This is a genomic window from Mycolicibacterium hodleri (assembly GCF_025822245.1).
Taxonomy (GTDB): Bacteria; Actinomycetota; Actinomycetes; order Mycobacteriales; family Mycobacteriaceae; genus Mycobacterium; species Mycobacterium hodleri.
Window position 1 is genome coordinate 37,698 of sequence record NZ_JACKTL010000069.1, and the last position, 18,805, is coordinate 56,502.

5 protein-coding genes are annotated in these 18,805 nt (G+C 69.9%); 4 read left to right on the forward strand and 1 reads right to left on the reverse strand.

Annotated elements, in window-relative coordinates; translation table 11 throughout:
* The first annotated feature begins 98 nt into the window (after window positions 1-98).
* Window positions 99-1,178, forward strand: a complete 1,080-nt coding sequence (locus H7J06_RS28360; protein WP_264042774.1) for an NAD(P)H-dependent amine dehydrogenase family protein — start codon at window positions 99-101, stop codon at window positions 1,176-1,178.
* Here H7J06_RS28360 and H7J06_RS28365 read toward each other — a convergent pair.
* Window positions 1,175-12,166, reverse strand: a complete 10,992-nt coding sequence (locus tag H7J06_RS28365; protein WP_264042775.1) for a type I polyketide synthase — start codon at window positions 12,164-12,166, stop codon at window positions 1,175-1,177. The genes H7J06_RS28360 and H7J06_RS28365 overlap by 4 nt on opposite strands.
* Window positions 12,167-12,422: 256 nt before the next feature.
* On the opposite strand from H7J06_RS28365, the gene H7J06_RS28370 reads away from it, so the two are divergent.
* From H7J06_RS28370 to H7J06_RS28380, 3 genes are all read left to right on the forward strand, one after another.
* Window positions 12,423-13,844 carry a condensation domain-containing protein gene (locus H7J06_RS28370; RefSeq protein WP_264042776.1) on the forward strand — a complete coding sequence of 474 codons (1,422 nt, stop codon included), beginning with the start codon at window positions 12,423-12,425 and terminating at the stop codon, window positions 13,842-13,844.
* A gap of 69 nt (window positions 13,845-13,913) precedes the next feature.
* Window positions 13,914-16,931 carry an MMPL/RND family transporter gene (locus H7J06_RS28375; RefSeq protein ID WP_264042937.1) on the forward strand — a complete coding sequence of 1,006 codons (3,018 nt, stop codon included), beginning with the start codon at window positions 13,914-13,916 and terminating at the stop codon, window positions 16,929-16,931.
* 129 nt (window positions 16,932-17,060) lie between these two features.
* Complete coding sequence (locus H7J06_RS28380; RefSeq protein ID WP_264042777.1) at window positions 17,061-18,803, forward strand: AMP-binding protein; 1,743 nt, start codon at window positions 17,061-17,063, stop codon at window positions 18,801-18,803.
* Window positions 18,804-18,805: the final 2 nt, after the last annotated feature.

Sequence of the window (18,805 nt, forward strand, 5' to 3'; positions counted from 1 at the left end):
GCCGGCCGTAAGCGACGATTGGGCACCTTGACCTGCGGTTTCCGGCCAATGTGATGTCTGCCACGAGGCGCTCTAGCACGCCCGTTAGGGTGAGGCGCATGAGGCGCGTGGTGGTCTGGGGGACGGGAAACATGGGCTCGACGGCGATCCGCTCCACGGTCGCGTTTCCCGGGCTCGAACTCGCCGGCGTGATCACGTCGTCCCCGGACAAGGTGGGACGTGACGCCGCCACGTTCGCCGGCCTGCCCGACGACACCGGAGTCCTGGCGGGAGCCGACGTCGACGCGGCGCTGGCCGACTGCGACGCGGTGGCCTACATGGCCTCCGGCGACATCCGCCCCGACGACGCCGTCGCCGACATCGAGCGGTGCCTCCGGGCCGGCGCGCACGTCGTCACGCCGTCGCTCTACTCCCTCTACGACCCGCGCTCCGCGCCCGGCGAATGGGTCGACCGCCTGACCGCCGCCGCCGAGCAGGGCGGCGCCACCCTGCTGGTCAGCGGCGTCGACCCGGGATGGGCCAACGACGCGCTCGCCATCATGGCCGCCGGGCTCTGCACGCGCATCAAGACGATCCACTGTCAGGAGATCTTCGACTACTCCACCTACGACCAGCCGCACGCGGTCCGGGTCAGCTGCGGTTTCGGCGGATCGATGGACGAGGTGCCGATGATGCTGCTGCCGTCGGTCCCGACGATGGTGTGGGGCGGCAACATCCGGCTGATCGGCCGCGGTCTCGGCCTGGAGATCGACGACATCACCGAGGTCGTCGAACGGCGACCGCTCGAGGAGTCGGTCGAGAACGTGATGGGGCACTTCGGCAAGGGCACCCAGGGCGCGTTCTGGCTGAAGATCATCGGCTGGTCCGGTGGCCGCGAGCGCATCGTCGTCGACCACGTCACCCGCATCGACCCGGCGTGCGCGCCCGACTGGCCGCAGCCCGACGAGGGCGTCGGCGACCACCGCGTCGTCGTCGACGGCGACCCTCAGCTGACCATCGTCAGCCGCGCCGACGTCCCGGGCGGCACCCGCGCCGACGGCGGCAACACCACGGCCGCCAACCGCCTGCTCGGTGCCGTCGAGTGGCTGGCGACCCAGAAGCCGGGCATCTACGACGGCCTCGACGTGCCGTTGCACACGCCGCTGCCCGCCGAGGTCGAAGCCACCCGCTGGGCCTAGGTGGCCGCCGGGGCGGCGACCTCCGCTTCCTCTGCGGTTTCCGCGTCGGGCAGCTGGCCCACCAGATATTCGGCGAGCCCGCCGATGGTGGGGTAGTCGAACACCGCGGTCGCGTTGATCGTGAACGCGCCACCGAACTGGCTGTGCAACCGGTTGCGGAGCTCGATCGCCATCAGGGAGTCGGTGCCCAGGTCCAGGAACCGACTGGACGCCGCGGGCGGCCCCGCCAGGCGCAGGAAGTTCTGCACCTCGCGCTGCAGGAATTCGGTGACGAACCCGGCACGCTGCGCCACCGGGATCTCCTGGAGCTGCTTGAGCAACTCGCTGTCACCGGTCACCTCGCCGGCCGCACTCGGCAACACCAGATCGAGGATCGGGGGCCTCGAACTGCCCAGCACCTTCGCGGCCCGCTGCCAGTTGGCCTTGATCACGGTGGCCTGACCGGTGCCGTTGGCGACGACCTCGGCAAGGGCGCTCAGCGCCGCCGACGGTTCCAGCGGAATCAGGCCTTGGGCACCGATGTTGGCCGCCGCCGCCTCGGAAGACGCCATGCCGCCCTGGGCCCACGGTCCGAAGTTGACCCCGGTGGCGGGCAGGCCCCTGGACCGGCGCCGCGCGACCACGCCGTCGAGCAGTGAGTTGGCCGTCGCGTAGTTGGACTGCCCCGGCGAACCGAACAGGGCCGACACCGACGACGACACGATGAAGAAGTCCAGCTCGTCGTCCCGGGTCAGCCGATCCAGGTGGAACGCCCCGAAGGCCTTGGGTGCCAACGCCGTTCGGAACCTCTCCACGCTCTGCTGGGACAGCAGCGCGTCGTCGAGGACGCCCGCCAGATGCACCACCCCGGCCAGTGGCGGCAGCTCGGCGCGGATCCGCTCGAGAAGCGTCGCCACCTCGGACTCGACGCCGACGTCGGCCGCGAACACGTGGACGTGGCACTTGTGCCGCTCTTCGATCTCCTCGATCAGCCGCAACGCCTCCGCGTCGGGGGCGCGGCGGCTGGTCACCACGATCTCACCGGCGCCGAGGTGGGCCAGGTACGCCGCCGTGTGCAGCCCGATCGCGCCGAGGCCACCGGTGATCAGATAGCTCCGATCGGCCCGGGGGGCAAGCGGATTGGGGATCTGTACGACGATCTTGCCGATGTGCCGAGCCTGCTGCATCCGCCGGAACGCGGCCCGCGCCTCGGTCAGCGGATAGATCTCGGCGGGCAGTGGCGTCCACTCGCCGTTCGCCAAGCCCTCCGACACCTCGGTCAGCAGCCCGCGGATGCGTTCGGGGTCGGTCAGCATGACCGTGTCCAACGCCACGATCTCGTAGGCGATGTCGGGACGGGCCTCGGCCATCCGCTCGTGGGTCCAGATGTCACGCTTGGCGATCTCGGCGAAGCGGCCGTTCGGGGCGGTGGCCCTCAACGTCGCCTCGATGAAACCCTCACCGGTGAGGCTGTTGAGCACCACGTCCACGCCGGTGCCGTCGGTGTCGGCGAGGATCTGGTCGGCGAAATCGGTTGAGCGCGAATCGTAGACGTACGTCACGCCCAGCTTGCGCAGCGTCGCGCGCTTGAAGGTGCTGGCCGTCGCGTAGACCGTGGCACCGCACCGCTGCGCCATCTGCACGGCCGCCAGGCCGACGCCTCCGCTGGCCGCGTGGATCAGCACCTTGTCGCCCGGCTTCAGCTGCGCCCAGTCGAACGACAGTCGAACCGTCAGCGCCGCAGCGGGAATCGTCGCGGCCTCCACCGCGCTCACCCCGTCCGGGATCGGTGCCAGGAACGGGGCGGGCACGTTGAACCGGGTGGCGAACGCGCCCTGCATGGAGCCGTAGACGCGCTGACCCACCTCGAGTCCTTCTGCGCCGCCGCCCAGTTGGGTGACGACGCCGGCGAAGTCGCCGCCGATCGGGCCCGGGTCACCCGGATAGAGGCCGAGGACGTTGAGCACGTCGCGGAAGTTGAGGCCGGCGGCCTCCACCCGGACCTGCACGTAGTCCTCGTCCGGCGGTGGCACGTCCTTCTCGGTCAGCCGCAGGTTGTCGATCGCGCCACGCTCGGTGGGCGCCAGCCAGTAGTCCCCGGCCCGTGGCACCGCGAGGTGGCCGCTGCGGGCCCACGGCAACAGCCGCGAGGCCAGCAGCTTGCCTTGGCGCAGCGCCAGTTCGGGCTCGTCGACCGGTTTGGCCAGCAGGTCGACGAGGGCCTGAACGGCCTCCGCCGAACCGTCGCAGTCGACCAGCCGGCAGCGCAGCATCGGCTCTTCGTTGATCGTCGTGCGGCCAAATCCCCACAGGGCCGCCTGCACTGGGTCGACGGGTTCGCCGGACTCGGTGGCGACGGCCTGTTCGGTGACGATCCACAGCCCACCGGGCAGCTTCACCTCCCCGCCCTGCACGGTGTGCACGGCGCTGAGCAGGTTGGCGATCTCGCCCTCGAGGCGAGCCGTGGACTCGACACTCGACTCGGGTCCGGTCGGCGCCGCGCTGCGCCACACCACACCGGAGAACCCGAGACCGCGCTGGTGGGCGTCGGCCAGCACCCGACCGAGGAGCTCGGGGTCGGCATGGCGATTCAGCGTGATGCAGCCCGGCACCTTCGCGGCGAGCTCGTCGAACCCGGCGATCAGCCAGGTGCCGTTCGCGGTGCCGATGCCGGTGCCGTCGTCACCCGACGCCGGCACCTCGTGCCAACCGAGGGTGTACAGCAGCCGGGTGGCGTCGCCGCCGAGCCCGCGCAGCAGTGCCTCGCGCGGCGCGCGCTTGACGGTGAACTCGCGAATGCCGCCCAGCTGACGGCCATCTCGGTCGAGGAAGTCGAGGTCGAAGACCTGGGTCTCGCTGTCGAGACCGCTGTCGTGCCACCTCGCCCGGCAGTAGAACCGCCGCGGCATCTTCTCTCGCAACGTCACCTGCCCGTACCGCAGCGGCAGGAACAGGTCGTTGACGCCCTGCTCGGCGGCGAGCAGGGCGGGGAACGCCGGGAACGCGACACCCGTGCACAGGTCCATCAGCACGGGGTGCATCGGCTCGGTGCCGAGGTGTTCGGTGAGTTCCTCGCCGACGAGGATGTCGCCGATCGCCTCGCCGTCGCCGAGCCACAGTGACTTCAGCGAGCCCGACCAGTTGGGTCCCCACGCCAGCTCGAGGTCGGCGAACGTCTCGAAAAGATCCTGGGGGCGCATGCGCTCCAGCCGTTCGATCGCCTCGTCGACCGGCTCCGTCGGCGCGGTGGCCTCGGCGTCGTCGACGCCGGTGACCACGACGCCCTCGGCGTTCAGTGACCACTCGGCACCCTTCTCGCCGTACGGGCGGCTGTGCACCTGGAAGCGCGACTCGCCACCCTGGTCGAGCGGATGCAGCGTCAGCTGCACTTCGCGGGATGCCTTCTCGGGCAGGATGATCGGCTCGTAGAAGAACACGTCCTTGGCCCGAGCCGGGGTGCCGACCGCGGCGAGCGCCATCGCGGCATACGTCGCGCCGGGGACGACGACCGTGCCGTAGATGACGTGGTCGGAGAGCCACGGCTGGGACTTGACCGACAACCTGCTGGTGTAGACGGAGTCGCCGGACGCCAAGTCCTTGGCACTGCCCAGGATTCCCGACACCGATGCGCCGTTGCCCTCGGCGCCGGTCAGACCGGACGACTTGGGCCAGAACCGGCGACGCTGGAACGGGTAGGTCGGCAGTTCCAGCGGCGCCGTGTTGCCACGGTGGAACGCGTCGAACCTCGGTCGGTGACCGCCGACGTACGCCGCGGCCAGTGCATCGGCGATCTGACAACGGTCGTCGACGCCCTTGCGCATCGACAGCACCGCCCGCGGCGCGGCCAGATGTTCGGGCCAGACCTGCACCGCCGCGCTGGTCAACACCGGCTGCGGTCCGATCTCCATCAACACCGAGCAGCCCAGCGCCGCCACCGTGCGCACGCTTTCGGCGAACTGCACCGGTTGCCGGGAGTGACGCCGCCAGTAGGGGGCGTCCAGCGGGGTCTGCGGCGTCAGCACCGCGCCCGTGCGGTTGCACACCAGCGGCAGGATCGGCGCAGCGAAGTTCACCTGCGCCGCGAAGGACTCGAATTCGTCGAGCACCGGGTCGAGCAGTTCCGAGTGGAACGCGTGGCTCGTCTGGAGCCACGTGCAGCGGATGCCCTCCTCCTCGAACCGCTCGACCGCGCTCTCCAGGTCTTCGCCGGGGCCCGAGAGCACGGTGTTGGGACCGTTGTACGCGCCGACCGAGACCCGCGGGAAGTCGGCGGCGACCTGCTCCACGAGCTTGGCGTCGGCGAACACCGCCACCATCCGCCCGCCCTCGGGCAGGCTGCCGAACAGCCGGCCGCGCTCGGCGATCAGCCGGGCGCCGTCGGCCAGGCTGAACACCCCGGCCACGCAGGCCGCCGCGTACTGGCCGACGCTGTGGCCGAGCACCACGTCGGGCTCGACACCCCATGACTGCCACAGCCGGGCCAGGCCCATCTCGACGGCGAACAGCGCCGGCTGCGCAAACGACGTGTGGCGCAACGCCTCTCCGGCCTTGCCGCCCGTGTCGAGGTCGGTGGCGAACATGACCTCGAGCAACGGACGCGCCACGATGTCCTTGACCGCGTCCGCGCACTGCAGCACGGTCTCGGCGAAAACCGGCTCCTGGGCGAACAATTCGCGTGCCATTCCCGGGTACTGGCTGCCTTGCCCGGTGAACAGCCACGCCGTGGTCGGATGGTTGGCGTGCTCGCCACGGACCACACCGGGGCGCAAGCGGTTCTCGGCCAGTTCGGCGAGGCCGTCGCGGGCGGTCGCAACCGAATCCACCACTAGTGCGGCGCGGTGTTCGAAGTGTGACCGGCCGGTCCCGGCGGTGCGGCACACCGCGTCGAGGTCGACGTCGGGGTGCACGCTCAACCAGGTGTCGTAGCGCCGCGCCAACGCGGCCAGGGCCTCGGGTGAGCGCGCCGACAGGGCGAGGACGCTGACCGGAGACGTCGACTCGGGCGCGTCGTCGGCCGGCTCGACCCGCGCGGGCGCCTCCTCGATCAGCACGTGCGCGTTGGTCCCGGTGAAGCCGAACGAGCTGACTCCGGCGCGCCTAGGCCTGCCGTTGGCGTGCCACGGCGTCGCCTCGTTCACGACCCGCACGGGCAGGGCGTCCCACGGAATGTGGGGCGACGGGGTGTCGAAGTGCAGGCTCTCCGGGAGCAGGTCGTGCTGCAGCGACAGCACGACCTTGATCAGACCAGCTGCCCCCGAGGCGGATTCGGTGTGCCCGATGTTGGTCTTCACAGAACCCATCAGCAGCGGGCGGTCGACGGCCCGGGAGCCGGCGTAGGCCGCTGCGGCGGCCTGCACCTCGATCGGATCGCCGAGCGGCGTGCCGGTGCCGTGTGCCTCGAGGTAGTCGACGTCGCCGCCGCTGAGGCCGGCCCGGGCGAGCACGGTTCCGATGAGGCGTTGCTGCGCACCACCGTTGGGCACCGTCAGACCACTGGAGGCGCCGTCCTGGTTCACCGCACTGCTCGAGATGACGGCGGCGATCCGGTCCCCGTCGCGTTCGGCGTCGCTGAGCCTCTTGAGGACCAGGACACCGCAGCCCTCGCTGCGCACGTACCCGTCGGCAGAGGCGTCGAAGGTCTTGCAGCGTCCGACGGGGGAGAGCATCCGGGCGCGGGAGGCGGCGACCATGGTCACCGGGCTCAGCAGAACGTTCACCCCGCCGGCCAGCGCCATGTCGCAATCGCCGAAGCGCAACGCCTGGGCGGCCTGATGGACCGCGACCAGCGCCGAACTGCACGCCGTGTCGACGGCCACCGCGGGCCCTTCGAGGCCGAGCGCGAAGGCGACCCGGCCGGAGATGGCGTTCAGCGCGTTGCCGGTGATGAAGTGCGGTTCGATCTTGTCGATCGACCCACCCGAGAGCAGATGCGCGTACTCGTTGGCGGCCACGCCCATGAATATTCCGGTCCGGCTGCCGCGCAGCGAGGCCGGCGAGTATCCGGCTCGTTCGAGCCCCTCCCACACGGTCTCGAGCGTCAGACGCTGTTGCGGCTCGATCCAGACGGCCTCCCGCGGCGAGATGCCGAAGAACTCGGGATCGAATCCGTCGATGCCGTCGAGGAATCCGCCGAAACGCGTGTACGTCTTGCCCGCGCTGTCGGGATCCGGGTCGTAGAACTCGTCGATGTCGAAGCGGTCCTCTGGCACCTCGCGGATTGCGTCGACGCCGCCGGACAGCAGCTCCCAGAACGCCTCCGGGTCGGGCGCGCCGGGGAAGCGGCACGACACCGCGACGATCGCGATCGGCTCGTCCAAGCGCGTGGTCACCGCCCGAGCCGGGGCGGGGGCGGCGTCGGGCGTCTCGCCGAGGCCGAGCACGTCGTCGAGCAGGTAGTCGGCGACGTCGGACAGTCGGGGGTGGTCCATCACCACGGTGACGGGGATTTCCGTGCCGACGCCCGCCTCGATGCGGCGCCTCATCTCCACGGCCATCAGCGAGTCCATGCCGAGGTCGAAGAACCCGGCGTCCTCGCGGATCTCGGCGGCGTCGACCAGCGTGATCTCGGCGACCGCGTCGCGCAGGTAGTCGGTGACGAGCCTCTTGCGCTGCTGCACAGGGGCGTTGACGAGCCGTTCGACCAGCGGCGTCCGTCCGGTGGCCGTCACAGCCGTGGTCGCCGCCTGCTCGGCGGGGAGTTCGCGCTCCACCTCGGCGAGGAACGCCCGCCTGCCCGCCTGCTGGTACAGCGGAAGGAAACGCGCCCAGTCGATTCGGGCCACGATGCCGTGCGCGGGTCCCGCTCCCGACGCGGCGTTCACCACGTCGACCAGACCGGCGAGCGCATCGGTGGGCGACAGGGTCCGAACGCCACGCTGCTCGAGCCGGGCACGCGACTCCGCGTCGGCCATGCCCGCCGACCAGGGGCCGAAGTTGACGCTCGTCGCCGGGACGCCGCGTGCGCGCAGGCGGGCGGCCATGCCGTCGAGGTAGGCGTTGGCCGCCGCGTAGGCGGTCTGGCCGAAACCGCCCCACACCGACGCGATCGACGAGGTGCTGACGAAGAAGTCGAGCCGAAGGTCGGCCACCGCTTCGGCCAGATGCCAGGCGCCCCAAACCTTTCCGGCGAAGACCCGGTCTACCTCGGCGTCGTCCAGGCTGCTCATCGGGGTGGTGCCGATCTCGCCCGCGGCGTGCACGATGCCGGCCAGCGGCGGCAGCTCGGCGTGGACGGTCCCCAACAGGCGGGCGACGGCGTGCGCGTCGGCCACGTCGGCGGCGACCACGCGGATCTCGCAGCCGTGCTGCGCGGCCAGGGCGTCGACGCGCCCCTGGGTGGCGTCGTCAGGGGTCCGTCGGCTGGTCAACACCAGATGGCCGGCGCCGTGCGCGGCCAGGTAGCCGGCGATCTCCAGGCCGATCGCGCCGAGGCCGCCGGTGACGAGATAGGTTGCGTCACCTCGTAATTCGAGTGGTGCGCCGCTTGGCTGCTCGGAGCGTCGAACGAGCCGGGACACATGGATCGTCTGCCCGCGCAGCGCGAGCTGGTCTTCTCGCGGGGCCGTGTCGTGCGATGCCGCAATGCGCTCGAGGAGCCGGGGCCACTCGTCGCCGTCGGCGTTCGCCGGCAGGTCCACCAGGCCGCCCCACACCTGGGGAAGTTCCAGCGCGGCGGCCCGGCCGAATCCCCACAGCGCGGCCTGTTCCGGTGCCACGGCGTCGGCGTCGACGACGCCTTGCGCACCGCGGGTCAGCAGCCAGATTGGTGCGCGGAGGTCGGCCGTCGCGGCGGCCGTGAACAGGCGTCGGGTACCACTCAGGACGCGGTGCTGCATGCGCAACAACGACTGCGCCGCGGCCGGGTCCAGCTCGGCGTCGACCGCCGCCACGTGAAGAATGCGCAGCGGACCGTCGTCCGCGGCGCCGCGCAGCGCCTCGGCCAGCGCCTCTTCGTCGGCGTCGGAGGAGGGCAGCCCGAGGAACCGGTGCCGCTGTCCGCGTGCGGTGATCGCGTCGACCAACGGCTGCAGCCCGGTGTCGGCGGTCCCGACGAGCAGCCAGGTGACGTCGGCGTCGGCGGCCGCACCGGAGAGCGGGGTGGGGGACGTGTCCCAGCGAATCTCGTAGCGGCCGTCCGACGTGGACTGCGCCGAGCGCTGTCGATTGTGTTGTGCGGCAAGCTCGGTCAAGATCTTCATGATCTGCGGGTCGTCACCGGATCCACCGAGCGCGGCGGCGAGTTCGGCGATGTGGCCGTCTTCGAGCAGTTGGACGGACTGGGTGCGTGGTCCGGCGGCGACCCGTTGCTCGCTCGCCGGCTCGCGGCCGTCCCGGAACCAGTACTGGCGGTGCTCGAACGGATAGGTGGGCAGGTCCACCTTCCGCGCGGGCGTTCCCAGGAACGCCGCGAAGTCGGGCACGTGACCGTGGACGTAGGCGTCGGCGACGGCCTCGGCGATCTGCCGAGGATCGGCCACGTTGCGGCGCAGGGACGCGATGGCCCGGGGCGCGGAGGCGGCGTCGGGCCAGGCCCGCAGCGCGGTGGCGGTGAGCACCGGTTGCGGACCGATCTCCAGCAGTACCTTGCAGTTCAGCGCGGCGAGGGTCTGCACGCTCTTGGCGAACTCCACGGGTTGACGTGCATGCCTGCGCCAGTGTGCGCCGTCGAGCCGGGTGCTCCAGCCGAGTGCCTCACCGGTGCGGTTGTCGATCAGAACACGTTGCGGCACTGCGTATTCGAAGGTGTCGGCGAAGTACTCGAACTCGTCGAGGATCGGTTCCAGCAGCGCCGAGTGAAACGCATGGCTGGTGTCGAGCCAGTCGCACCGGACGCCGTCCGCCGTCAACGTGGCGACGGCCCGCTGCACATCGTCGCCCGGACCCGACAGCACGGTGTTGGCGCCGTTGTAGGCGGCGACCGACAGTGAGGGGAAGTCGTCGGTGAGGCCCTCCACCCGTTCGGCCGCGGTGAAGACGGCCACCATTCGGCCGCCGGCGGGCAGGCTGCCGAAGAGGCGGCCGCGTTCGGCCATCAGCCGCAGGCCGTCCTCGAGGGTCAGTACACCGGCGACACAGGCCGCCGAGTACTGGCCGACGCTGTGGCCCACCACGACGTCGGGCTCGAAACCCCATGACTGCCACAGCGCGACGAGGCCCATCTCCACCGCGAACAGGGCGGGCTGCGCGTAGGCGGTCTGGCCGAGCGTCTCGTCCCCGCTTCCCCCCGTCGCTTCGCTTCCAAAGATCACGTCCAGCAAGGGCTCGTCGAGCACGTCGGCCAGCACCGCGGCGCACCGGTCCAGCGTCTCGGCGAACACCGGCTGGGTGGCGTACAGGTCCCTGGCCATGCCGGCGTACTGGCTGCCCTGACCGGTGAAGAGCCACGCGGTCTTTGGAGTGTCGTGCGATTCTCCGCGGACCAGCCCGGGAGCCGGGCGGTCGTCGGCGAGCGCGGCGAGGAGCTCGATGGCGGACTCCCTCGAGTCGACCACCAGCGCGGCCCGGTGCTCCAGGTGCGCCCGTGCCGCGCCCGCGGTGAGGCAGACGTCGGCGAGGCTCGCCTCCGGATGGTCGACGAGCCAGCGGCGGTAGCGATCTGCGAGTTCCGTCAGCGCGGCGGGCGTGCGGGCCGAGAGCGGGAGGATGCCAAAGCGGGCGTCGGGTTGGTCGACCGGCTCGGCGGCCGGCACCTGCGGCGCCTCTTCGATGACGACGTGCGCGTTGGTGCCGGCGAAGCCGAAGGAGCTGACGCCGGCGATGCGGGGCCGGTCACCGCGCGTCCACGGGGTGTTCTCCCGGACGACCTCCACGGCCAGGCGGTCCCAGGGGATGTGCGGCGAGGGGTTCTCGAAATTGAGGTGCTTGGGCAGGGTTTCGTTCTCCAGCGAGAGGACGACCTTGATGACGCCGGCGATACCCGCGGCCGCCTCGAGGTGTCCGATGTTCGTCTTCGCCGATCCGATCAACAGCGGTTGGTCGGCTGCGCGGCCGGTGCCGAGCACCGCGCCGGCGGCCTGCGCCTCGATCGGGTCGCCGAGGGAGGTTCCGGTGCCGTGGGCCTCCAGGTATCCGACGTCGCGGGGTTCGACGTCGGCGCGCTTCAGGGCGTCGGAGATGACTCGTTGTTGCGCAACGCCATTCGGCACAGTCAGACCGCCCGACGCGCCGTCCTGGTTGATTGCGCTGCCGCGGATGACGGCCCGAATGTGGTCGCCGTCGGCGATCGCGTCCTCCAGACGCTTGATGACGACGACGCCACAGCCCTCACCGCGAACGTATCCGTCGGCCGCGGCGTCGAACGTCTTGCATCGTCCGTCGGGGGCGAGCATGTGCGCGCTGGAGAACGTGATCATGGTGGCGGGGGTGAGCAGCACGTTGGCGCCGCCCGCCAGCGCGAGGTCGCACTCGCCCAGGCGCAGCGCCTGGCATGCCTGGTGGATCGCCACCAGTGACGAGCTGCACGCCGTGTCGACGGCCACCGAGGGGCCTTGAAGTCCGAGCCGGTAACTGATGCGGCCCGCCGCCGCGGCGTTCGACGTGCCGATTGCCAGGTACGCCTCGATCTCCGGATAGGTCAGCTCATCGGACGCCATCCCGAGGTAATCGTGGGTCGCCAGGCCGACGAAGACCCCGGTGTTGGTGTTTGCCAGATCTGTCGGTGCGGTGCCGGAATGTTCGACGGCGCGCCACGCCGTCTCGAGGAGGATTCGATGTTGGGGATCCATGAGCCGAACTTCGCGGGCCGACATCCCGAAGAACGGCGCGTCGAAACCGGTGACGTCGTCGACGAAGCCGGCCCGGCGGCTGACGATCTTGCCGGGCGCGCCGGGCTCCGGGTCGTAGAAGTCGTCGGCGTTCCAGCGGTCTTTCGGCACGTCGGAGACGGCGTCGCGACCCTCGCGCAGGACGTCCCAGAACTCGTCGGCGTTGGCCGCGCCCGGGAACCGTGCGGCATAGCCGACGATCGCGAATCGCGGGGCCGGCTCCATCGGACGATCTGCGCTTCCCATGGTGGAGCCCTTCCATCGTGACCTACGGTGAGGTAACTTACTCGGCGGTCAGATAACTTACCCAGCTGTCAGTTTCGGCGCCACCGAGGCGCCGGAGTTGCTGAGAAGCACTGCCGCCGCCCACTATGGCACGTGCGGCGCGACGTCACAGATTCGTCACCGGCGAAAGGGTTTAGTCGGCCACCGAGGGTATGTTGGGCGCCGCGACCGTGAGGTGCCGCACCCGGCAACCGGGCAAACTGGGAGGACGACGTTCTTGCGCATCGGGGACATCACCATCGGCGCTCTTCACGAGTGGTCGGTGACGGCGGGCACCGTGACGTCGTGGCATCCCACACCCGCGGCGCAGGAGAAGGCCCGACAGGCGCCCGTCAGCCCGGTGCCGGTGAGCTACATGCAGCGCCAGCACCTCCGCAACTACCGTGACCGCACGAACGCCGGCTTGAACTTCTCGCGGCAGATCATCGCCAGCTGCGAGGTCGCCGGCCAGTGCGACGTCGCGGCCATGGACCACGCCGTCAACGCCTACCTGCGGCGGCACGACACCTTCCGGAGCTGGTTCGAACACACCGATGCCGGCGACTTCGTCCGGCACGCCCTCGAGGATCCCTCCGACATCGAGTTCGTGCCCGTCGACCAGGGGCACCTGACGGCCGACGAGATCCGCGAACACGCCACGAGCATCCCAAATCCGTTGGAGTGGGGCTGCTTCACGTTCGGCATCGTCCAGAACGACGACCACTTCACCTTCTTCGCCGCCATGGACCACGTCCACGGGGATGCGACGCTGATCGGCACCACGATGATGGAGGCCAACGGCATGTACTCGGCGTTGAGCACGGGCGGCGACGCCCTGGTGCTTCCCGACGCCGGCAGCTTCGACGACTTCTGCGTCCGTGAGGGCGAGTACACCGCGGAGCTGACCACGGATTCACCCGGGGTGCGCCGGTGGATCGAGTTCGCGCAGAACAACGCCGACGGTTTCCCGGAGTTCCCCCTGCCGCTCGGAAACCCGGGCAAGGCCACCGCCAGCGACATGACCTCCCACGTGCTGATGGACGCGGGGCAGACGGAACGCTTCGAGGCGGCGTGCTCGGCCGCGGGCGCGCGCTTCGTCGGCGGGCTGTTCGCGTGCCTCGGCCTGGTCGAACACGAGTTCACCGGGGCCCTTACCTACTACGGGCTGACGCCGAGGGATTCCCGGACCGCCGGCGACAACTTCATGACGCAGGGGTGGTTCACCGGTCTGATCCCGATCGTCGTCCCGGTGGCCGCGACGTCCTTCACCGAGGCGGCGGCGGCGGCCCAAGCGTGCTTCGACTCGAGTTTGGACATGGTCCGGGTGCCGTACTACCGGGTGCTGGAGTTGGCGCCGTGGCTGCGGTGGCCCCAGCCGAACTTCCCGGTGTCGAACTTCCTGCACGGCGGGGCGGCGCCGCTGAACGCCGTGCTGGCGGCGGGTGCCATGGGGCTGGCCAACAACATCGGGATCTATCCCGACGGGCGGTTCTCCTACCAGCTGACCATCTACATATTCCGGTACGGGGAGGGCACGGTCATGGCGATCATGCATCCCGACAACCCGGTGGCCAAGAAGTCGGCAACCCGCTACATGGAGGCGATGAGTTCGATCGCCGGGCGCGTCGCCGACAGCGGCCACTGGGGACGCGTCGCATGACGGGGAACAGATGATTGGCAAGCATTGGCACGGACCACGGCCGGCGAACCGTGCGGCGGTGAGGCCGGCATGCGGCGGCTGAGCGATCTCGTGGTGCGGTGGCCCCTGGCCGTCATCGGGGTGTGGCTCGCTCTCGCGATCGCCCTACCGCTGGCGGTCCCGTCGCTCGGCGAGATGTCCCAGCGGCACCCGCTGCAAATCCTGCCAGCCGACGCGCCGTCCAGCGTTACCGCGGCGAAGATGACCGCGGCGTTCAAGGAGCCCGGCTCGGACAACCTGATGGTCGTCGCCCTGATCAACGACAAGGGCCTCACTCCCGCCGACGAGACGGCGTACCGCAAGCTGGTCGACGCCATCCGCGACGACGTCAGAGACGTCGTGTCCGTGCAGGACTTCGTCGGCACCCCGCAGCTGCGACCGTTCCTGACCAGCGAGGACAAGACGACCTGGGTGCTGCCGGTGAGCCTCCAGGGTGAACTGGGCACCCCGCGTGCCTACGAGTCCTTCACCCGCGTCAGCGACATCGTCAGACAGAACGTGCCGACCGGTGGCGGCGACTCCGGAGGTCAGCTCGCCGTGCAGGTCACGGGTCCCGCCGCCACGGTCGCGGACCTCACGGTCGCCGGGCAGACGGATCGTCTTCCGATCGAGATCGCGATCGCCGTCCTGGTTCTCCTGGTGCTGCTGCTGGTCTACCGCAGCGCGGTGACGATGCTGCTGCCGCTGATCACCATCGGCGGTTCCCTGGTGATCGCCCAGGCGCTGGTCGCGGGGTACTCGGAGCTGACGGGCTCCGGAGTGTCGAACCAGTCCATCGTGTTCCTGAGCGCGATCATGGCGGGCGCCGGCACGGACTACGCGGTGTTCCTCATCAGCCGTTATCACGACTACGTGCGTGCGGGCGAGGATTCCGACCGGGCCGTCAAGGCGGCCATGAAGTCCATCGGAAAGGTGATCACCGCGTCCGCGGTGACCGTGGGTCTGACGTTCCTCTGTCTGAGCTTCGCCAAGATGGGCGTGTTCCGAACCGTCGGAGTGTCCTCGGCGATCGGCATCGGCGTCGCCTATCTCGCGGGGGTCACCCTGCTGCCCGCGATCCTGGTGCTCGCCGGGCCGCGCGGCTGGGTCACGCCGCGACGGGAACTGACCACCAGATTCTGGCGGCGATCGGGCATCCGGATCGTCCGAAAGCCGGTGCCGCACCTGGTGGTGAGCCTCCTGGTGCTGGCCATCCTGGCAAGCTTCGCGACGGTCGCGCACTTCAACTACGACGACCGCAAGGTGGTGTCGCCGTCGGCGGCGAGCTCGGTCGGGTACGCCGCGTTGGAGCGCCACTTCCCGATCAGCCAGGCGATCCCCGAGTACATCCTCGTCCAGTCGCCGCGCGATCTGCGCTCGCCGCAAGCCCTCGCGGACCTCGAACAAATGGCCTCCCGGGTGGCTCAACTTCCCAACGTCGGCCTGGTCAGCGGCATCACCCGGCCGGTCGGCCAGGTCCCGCCGGAATTCCGGGCCACCTACCAGGCGGGCATCGTCGGCGACCGGCTGGCCGACGGGTCCACCGAGATCGGCAAGCGCGCCGGCGACCTCAACCGGCTCGCCTCGGGCGCCAACACCCTCGCCGACAACCTCGGTGACGTGCGTTCCCAGATCAACCGGATGGCGCCCAGCATCCAAAGCCTGCTCGACGCGTTCTCGTCGATGAAGTCCAAGGACGGTGGCGACAAGCTGGTCCGGGACGTGGCGGCCGCCGCCAGGCTCGTCAAGGCCGTCAACCGCCTCGGCAACTCGATGGGCGTCAACTTCGCCAGCGCCAGGGACATGTTCGCCTGGATCGGGCCGGTCCTGGTGGCGCTGCAGGGCAACCCGGTCTGCGACGCCGACGCGTCGTGCACCGACACGCGCAACCAGTTCGAGCGGCTCGCCGCGGCCCGAGACGCCGGAGCCCTCGACGAGGTCAACGCCGCCGCGAAGGACTTGGCGAGTTCCGACGACAAGGAGACCCTCTCCGCGACGGTGAACAAACTCAACGGCGCGCTGGCGAGCATCTCCAAGGCGGCGAAGGCCGCGGGGCTCGACCAACCCGGCGGCCCGCAGAGCAGCCTTAGCCAACTGCAACAGGGTGCCAACCGCCTGGCCGGTGGCAGCCGGGAGGTCGCCGGCGGCGTCGACCAACTCGTCGACCAGGTCAAGGTGATGGCCGACGGACTCGACCAGGCGTCGGCGTTCCTGCTGTCGATGCGATCCGATGCCGCGAACCCGTCGATGGCCGGGTTCAACATCCCACCCGAGGTGCTCGGCCTTGCGGACTTCAAGAAGGCCTCGGCGGCGTACATCTCGCCGGACGGGCACTCGGTGCGGTACTTGATCCAGACGAAGCTGAACCCGTTCAGCTCCGAGGCGATGGATCAGGTCAACCAGATCGGCGACGTCGCCCGCGGCGCTCAGCCGAACACCGCGCTGTCCGACGCCACGATCTCGATGGGCGGCTTCCCCGTCGCGTTGCGGGACACCCGCGACTACTACGAGCAAGACATCCGGTTCATCATCGCCGCGACTCTCGCCGTGGTGCTGCTGACCCTGATGGTGGTGCTGCGGTCGCTCGTGGCCCCGCTCTACCTCGTCGGGTCGGTGGTGATCTCGTACTTCGCGGCCATCGGCGTCGGCGTGCTGGTCTTCCAATTCGGCCTCGGTCAGCAACTGCATTGGAGCGTGCCGCCGTTGGCGTTCGTCGTGCTGGTGGCGGTGGGTGCCGACTACAACATGCTGTTCGTGTCGCGAATGCGGGAGGAGTCCGGGCGCAGCGTGCGCTACGGAGTCATCCAGACCCTGCGCTCGACGGGCGGTGTGATCACCGCCGCGGGCCTGATCTTCGCCGCGTCGATGGCAGGTCTGCTGTTCTCCAGCATCGGCATCGTCGTCCAGAGCGGTTTCGTGATCGGCGTGGGCATCTTGCTGGACACGTTCGTGGTGCGCACCATCACGGTTCCCGCCATCGCGGCGTTGGTCGGCAGGGCTAACTGGTGGCCGTCACGGGCGGGTGGACGGGAGTCGACGCCACGCGAGTCGACGGCCGTGGCGGGATGAGCGAGTGATCATGATGTGTGTGACACTGAGGGCGAGCGGGGCCCCGGGCAGGGCCGAATGGGCTCCACGACGGCGTAGGTCGGTGACGGCTCCGCGCCGGCGACATCAACGACCGAGTACGGAATCATCGTGACGTCTACCTCGAATTCATCGATTCTCTCCATGCTTCACGGTCGGGCCAGCATGCGACCCGACGACGTGGCGATGACCTTCACCGACTACGCCCTCGACCCGTCGGGTGTCCGCGTCGGCCTGACGTGGTCGCAGCTGTCGCGCCGGACCACGAACGTCGCCAACGAGCTCGCCCAGCACGCGTCCGTCGGCGACCGGGCGGTGATCCTGGCGCCGCAGAGCCTCGACTACGTCACGGCGTTCCTGGGGTCGATGCAGGCGGGGCTCATCGCGGTGCCGCTGCCGTTGCCCCATCGCGGCTCGACCCACGAGCGGGTGAGCACCGTCTTCGAGGACACGTCCCCGGCCGTCGTGCTGACCACCTCCGGGGTGTCCGCCGACGTCGGCGACTACGTCGACCAGTCACGCTTGGACACGGCGCCCAAGCTCGTCGACGTCGACGCGATACCGCTGGACGCGTCGGGTACGGCGATCGCGCAGCCGGCCGAACTGCCGGGCACCGCCTACCTGCAGTACAGCTCCGGCTCTACGCGGCAGCCGACCGGCGTCGTGCTCACGCACCGCAACCTGTCGGTGAACTTCGAGCAACTGATGCGGATCTTCTTCGCCGACAAGCCAGCTCCGTCGGACATGACGATCGTGTCGTGGCTGCCGTTCTATCACGACATGGGTTTGGTGCTCGGAATCTGCGCCCCGATCCTCGGCGGTTTCCGCGCCGAGCTGTCGAGCCCCGTGTCGTTCCTCGAGAAGCCGTCCCGATGGGTGCGCGCGCTGGCGGAGAGCCGTCATGCCTTCTCGGCAGCGCCGAACTTCGCCTTCGACATGGCCGCGCGCAAGACCACGGACGCCGACCTCGACGGCCTCGACCTCGGTCAGGTGCGGGGCATCATCAGCGGCGCCGAGCGAGTCGAACCGGCGACGTTGCGCCGCTTCGTCGACCGGTTCGCCCACTTCAACTTCCGCGACGACATGATGCGCCCGGCCTACGGGTTGGCGGAGGCAACGGTCTTCGTGGCCGGGGGAACCTGGAGCGACTCGGCGCCCGAGGCCCACTTCGACGTCGACGAGCTGAGCGCCGGCCGGGTTCGACGCTGTGCCCCCGGCAAGGGCACGGTGTTGGTGAGGTATCGGGTGCCGCAGTCGCCGTTGCTGCGGATCGTCGACGGTGAGACCAAGCGCGAGTGCCCGTCGGACGTCATCGGCGAGATCTGGGTGCACGGCGAGAACGTCGCCGACGGTTACTGGAACAAGCCGCCGGAGGAGCATGCCGGCTTCGGCGCCGTCGTCGTCGACCCCTCACCGGGGACGCCGGAGGCACCGTGGCTGCGCACCGGCGACCTCGGCTTCGTCCACGAGGGTGAGCTGTTCATCGTCGGCCGCATCAAGGACCTGCTCATCGTTCGCGGGCGCAACCACTACCCGGAGGACATCGAGGTCACGGTGCAGGAGATCACCGGTGGCCGGGTCGCGGCGCTGGCCGTACCCGTCGGCGGCACCGAGGAGTTGGTCACCGTCATCGAACTCAAGAAGCGCGCCGACCTCGACGGCGACGCCGCGCAGTGGCTCAGCGGGATCAAGAACGACGTCACCTCCGCGATCTCGAAGGCACACGGTCTCAACGCCGCCGACCTCGTGCTGGTCCTGCCGGGGTCGATCCCCACCACGACGAGCGGCAAGATCCGGCGCGCCGCGTGCGCCGAGCAGTACCGGCAGAACCAATTCGCCCGATTGGACGCCTAGTG

Excerpts from the sequence above, each read along its gene's own strand:
- H7J06_RS28365 (WP_264042775.1), bottom strand. The coding sequence starts at position 12,166 with ATGGGAAGCGCAGATCGTCCGATGGAGCCGGCCCCGCGATTCGCGATC.
- H7J06_RS28360 (WP_264042774.1), top strand. The coding sequence starts at position 99 with ATGAGGCGCGTGGTGGTCTGGGGGACGGGAAACATGGGCTCGACGGCG.
- H7J06_RS28375 (WP_264042937.1), top strand. The coding sequence starts at position 13,914 with ATGCGGCGGCTGAGCGATCTCGTGGTGCGGTGGCCCCTGGCCGTCATC.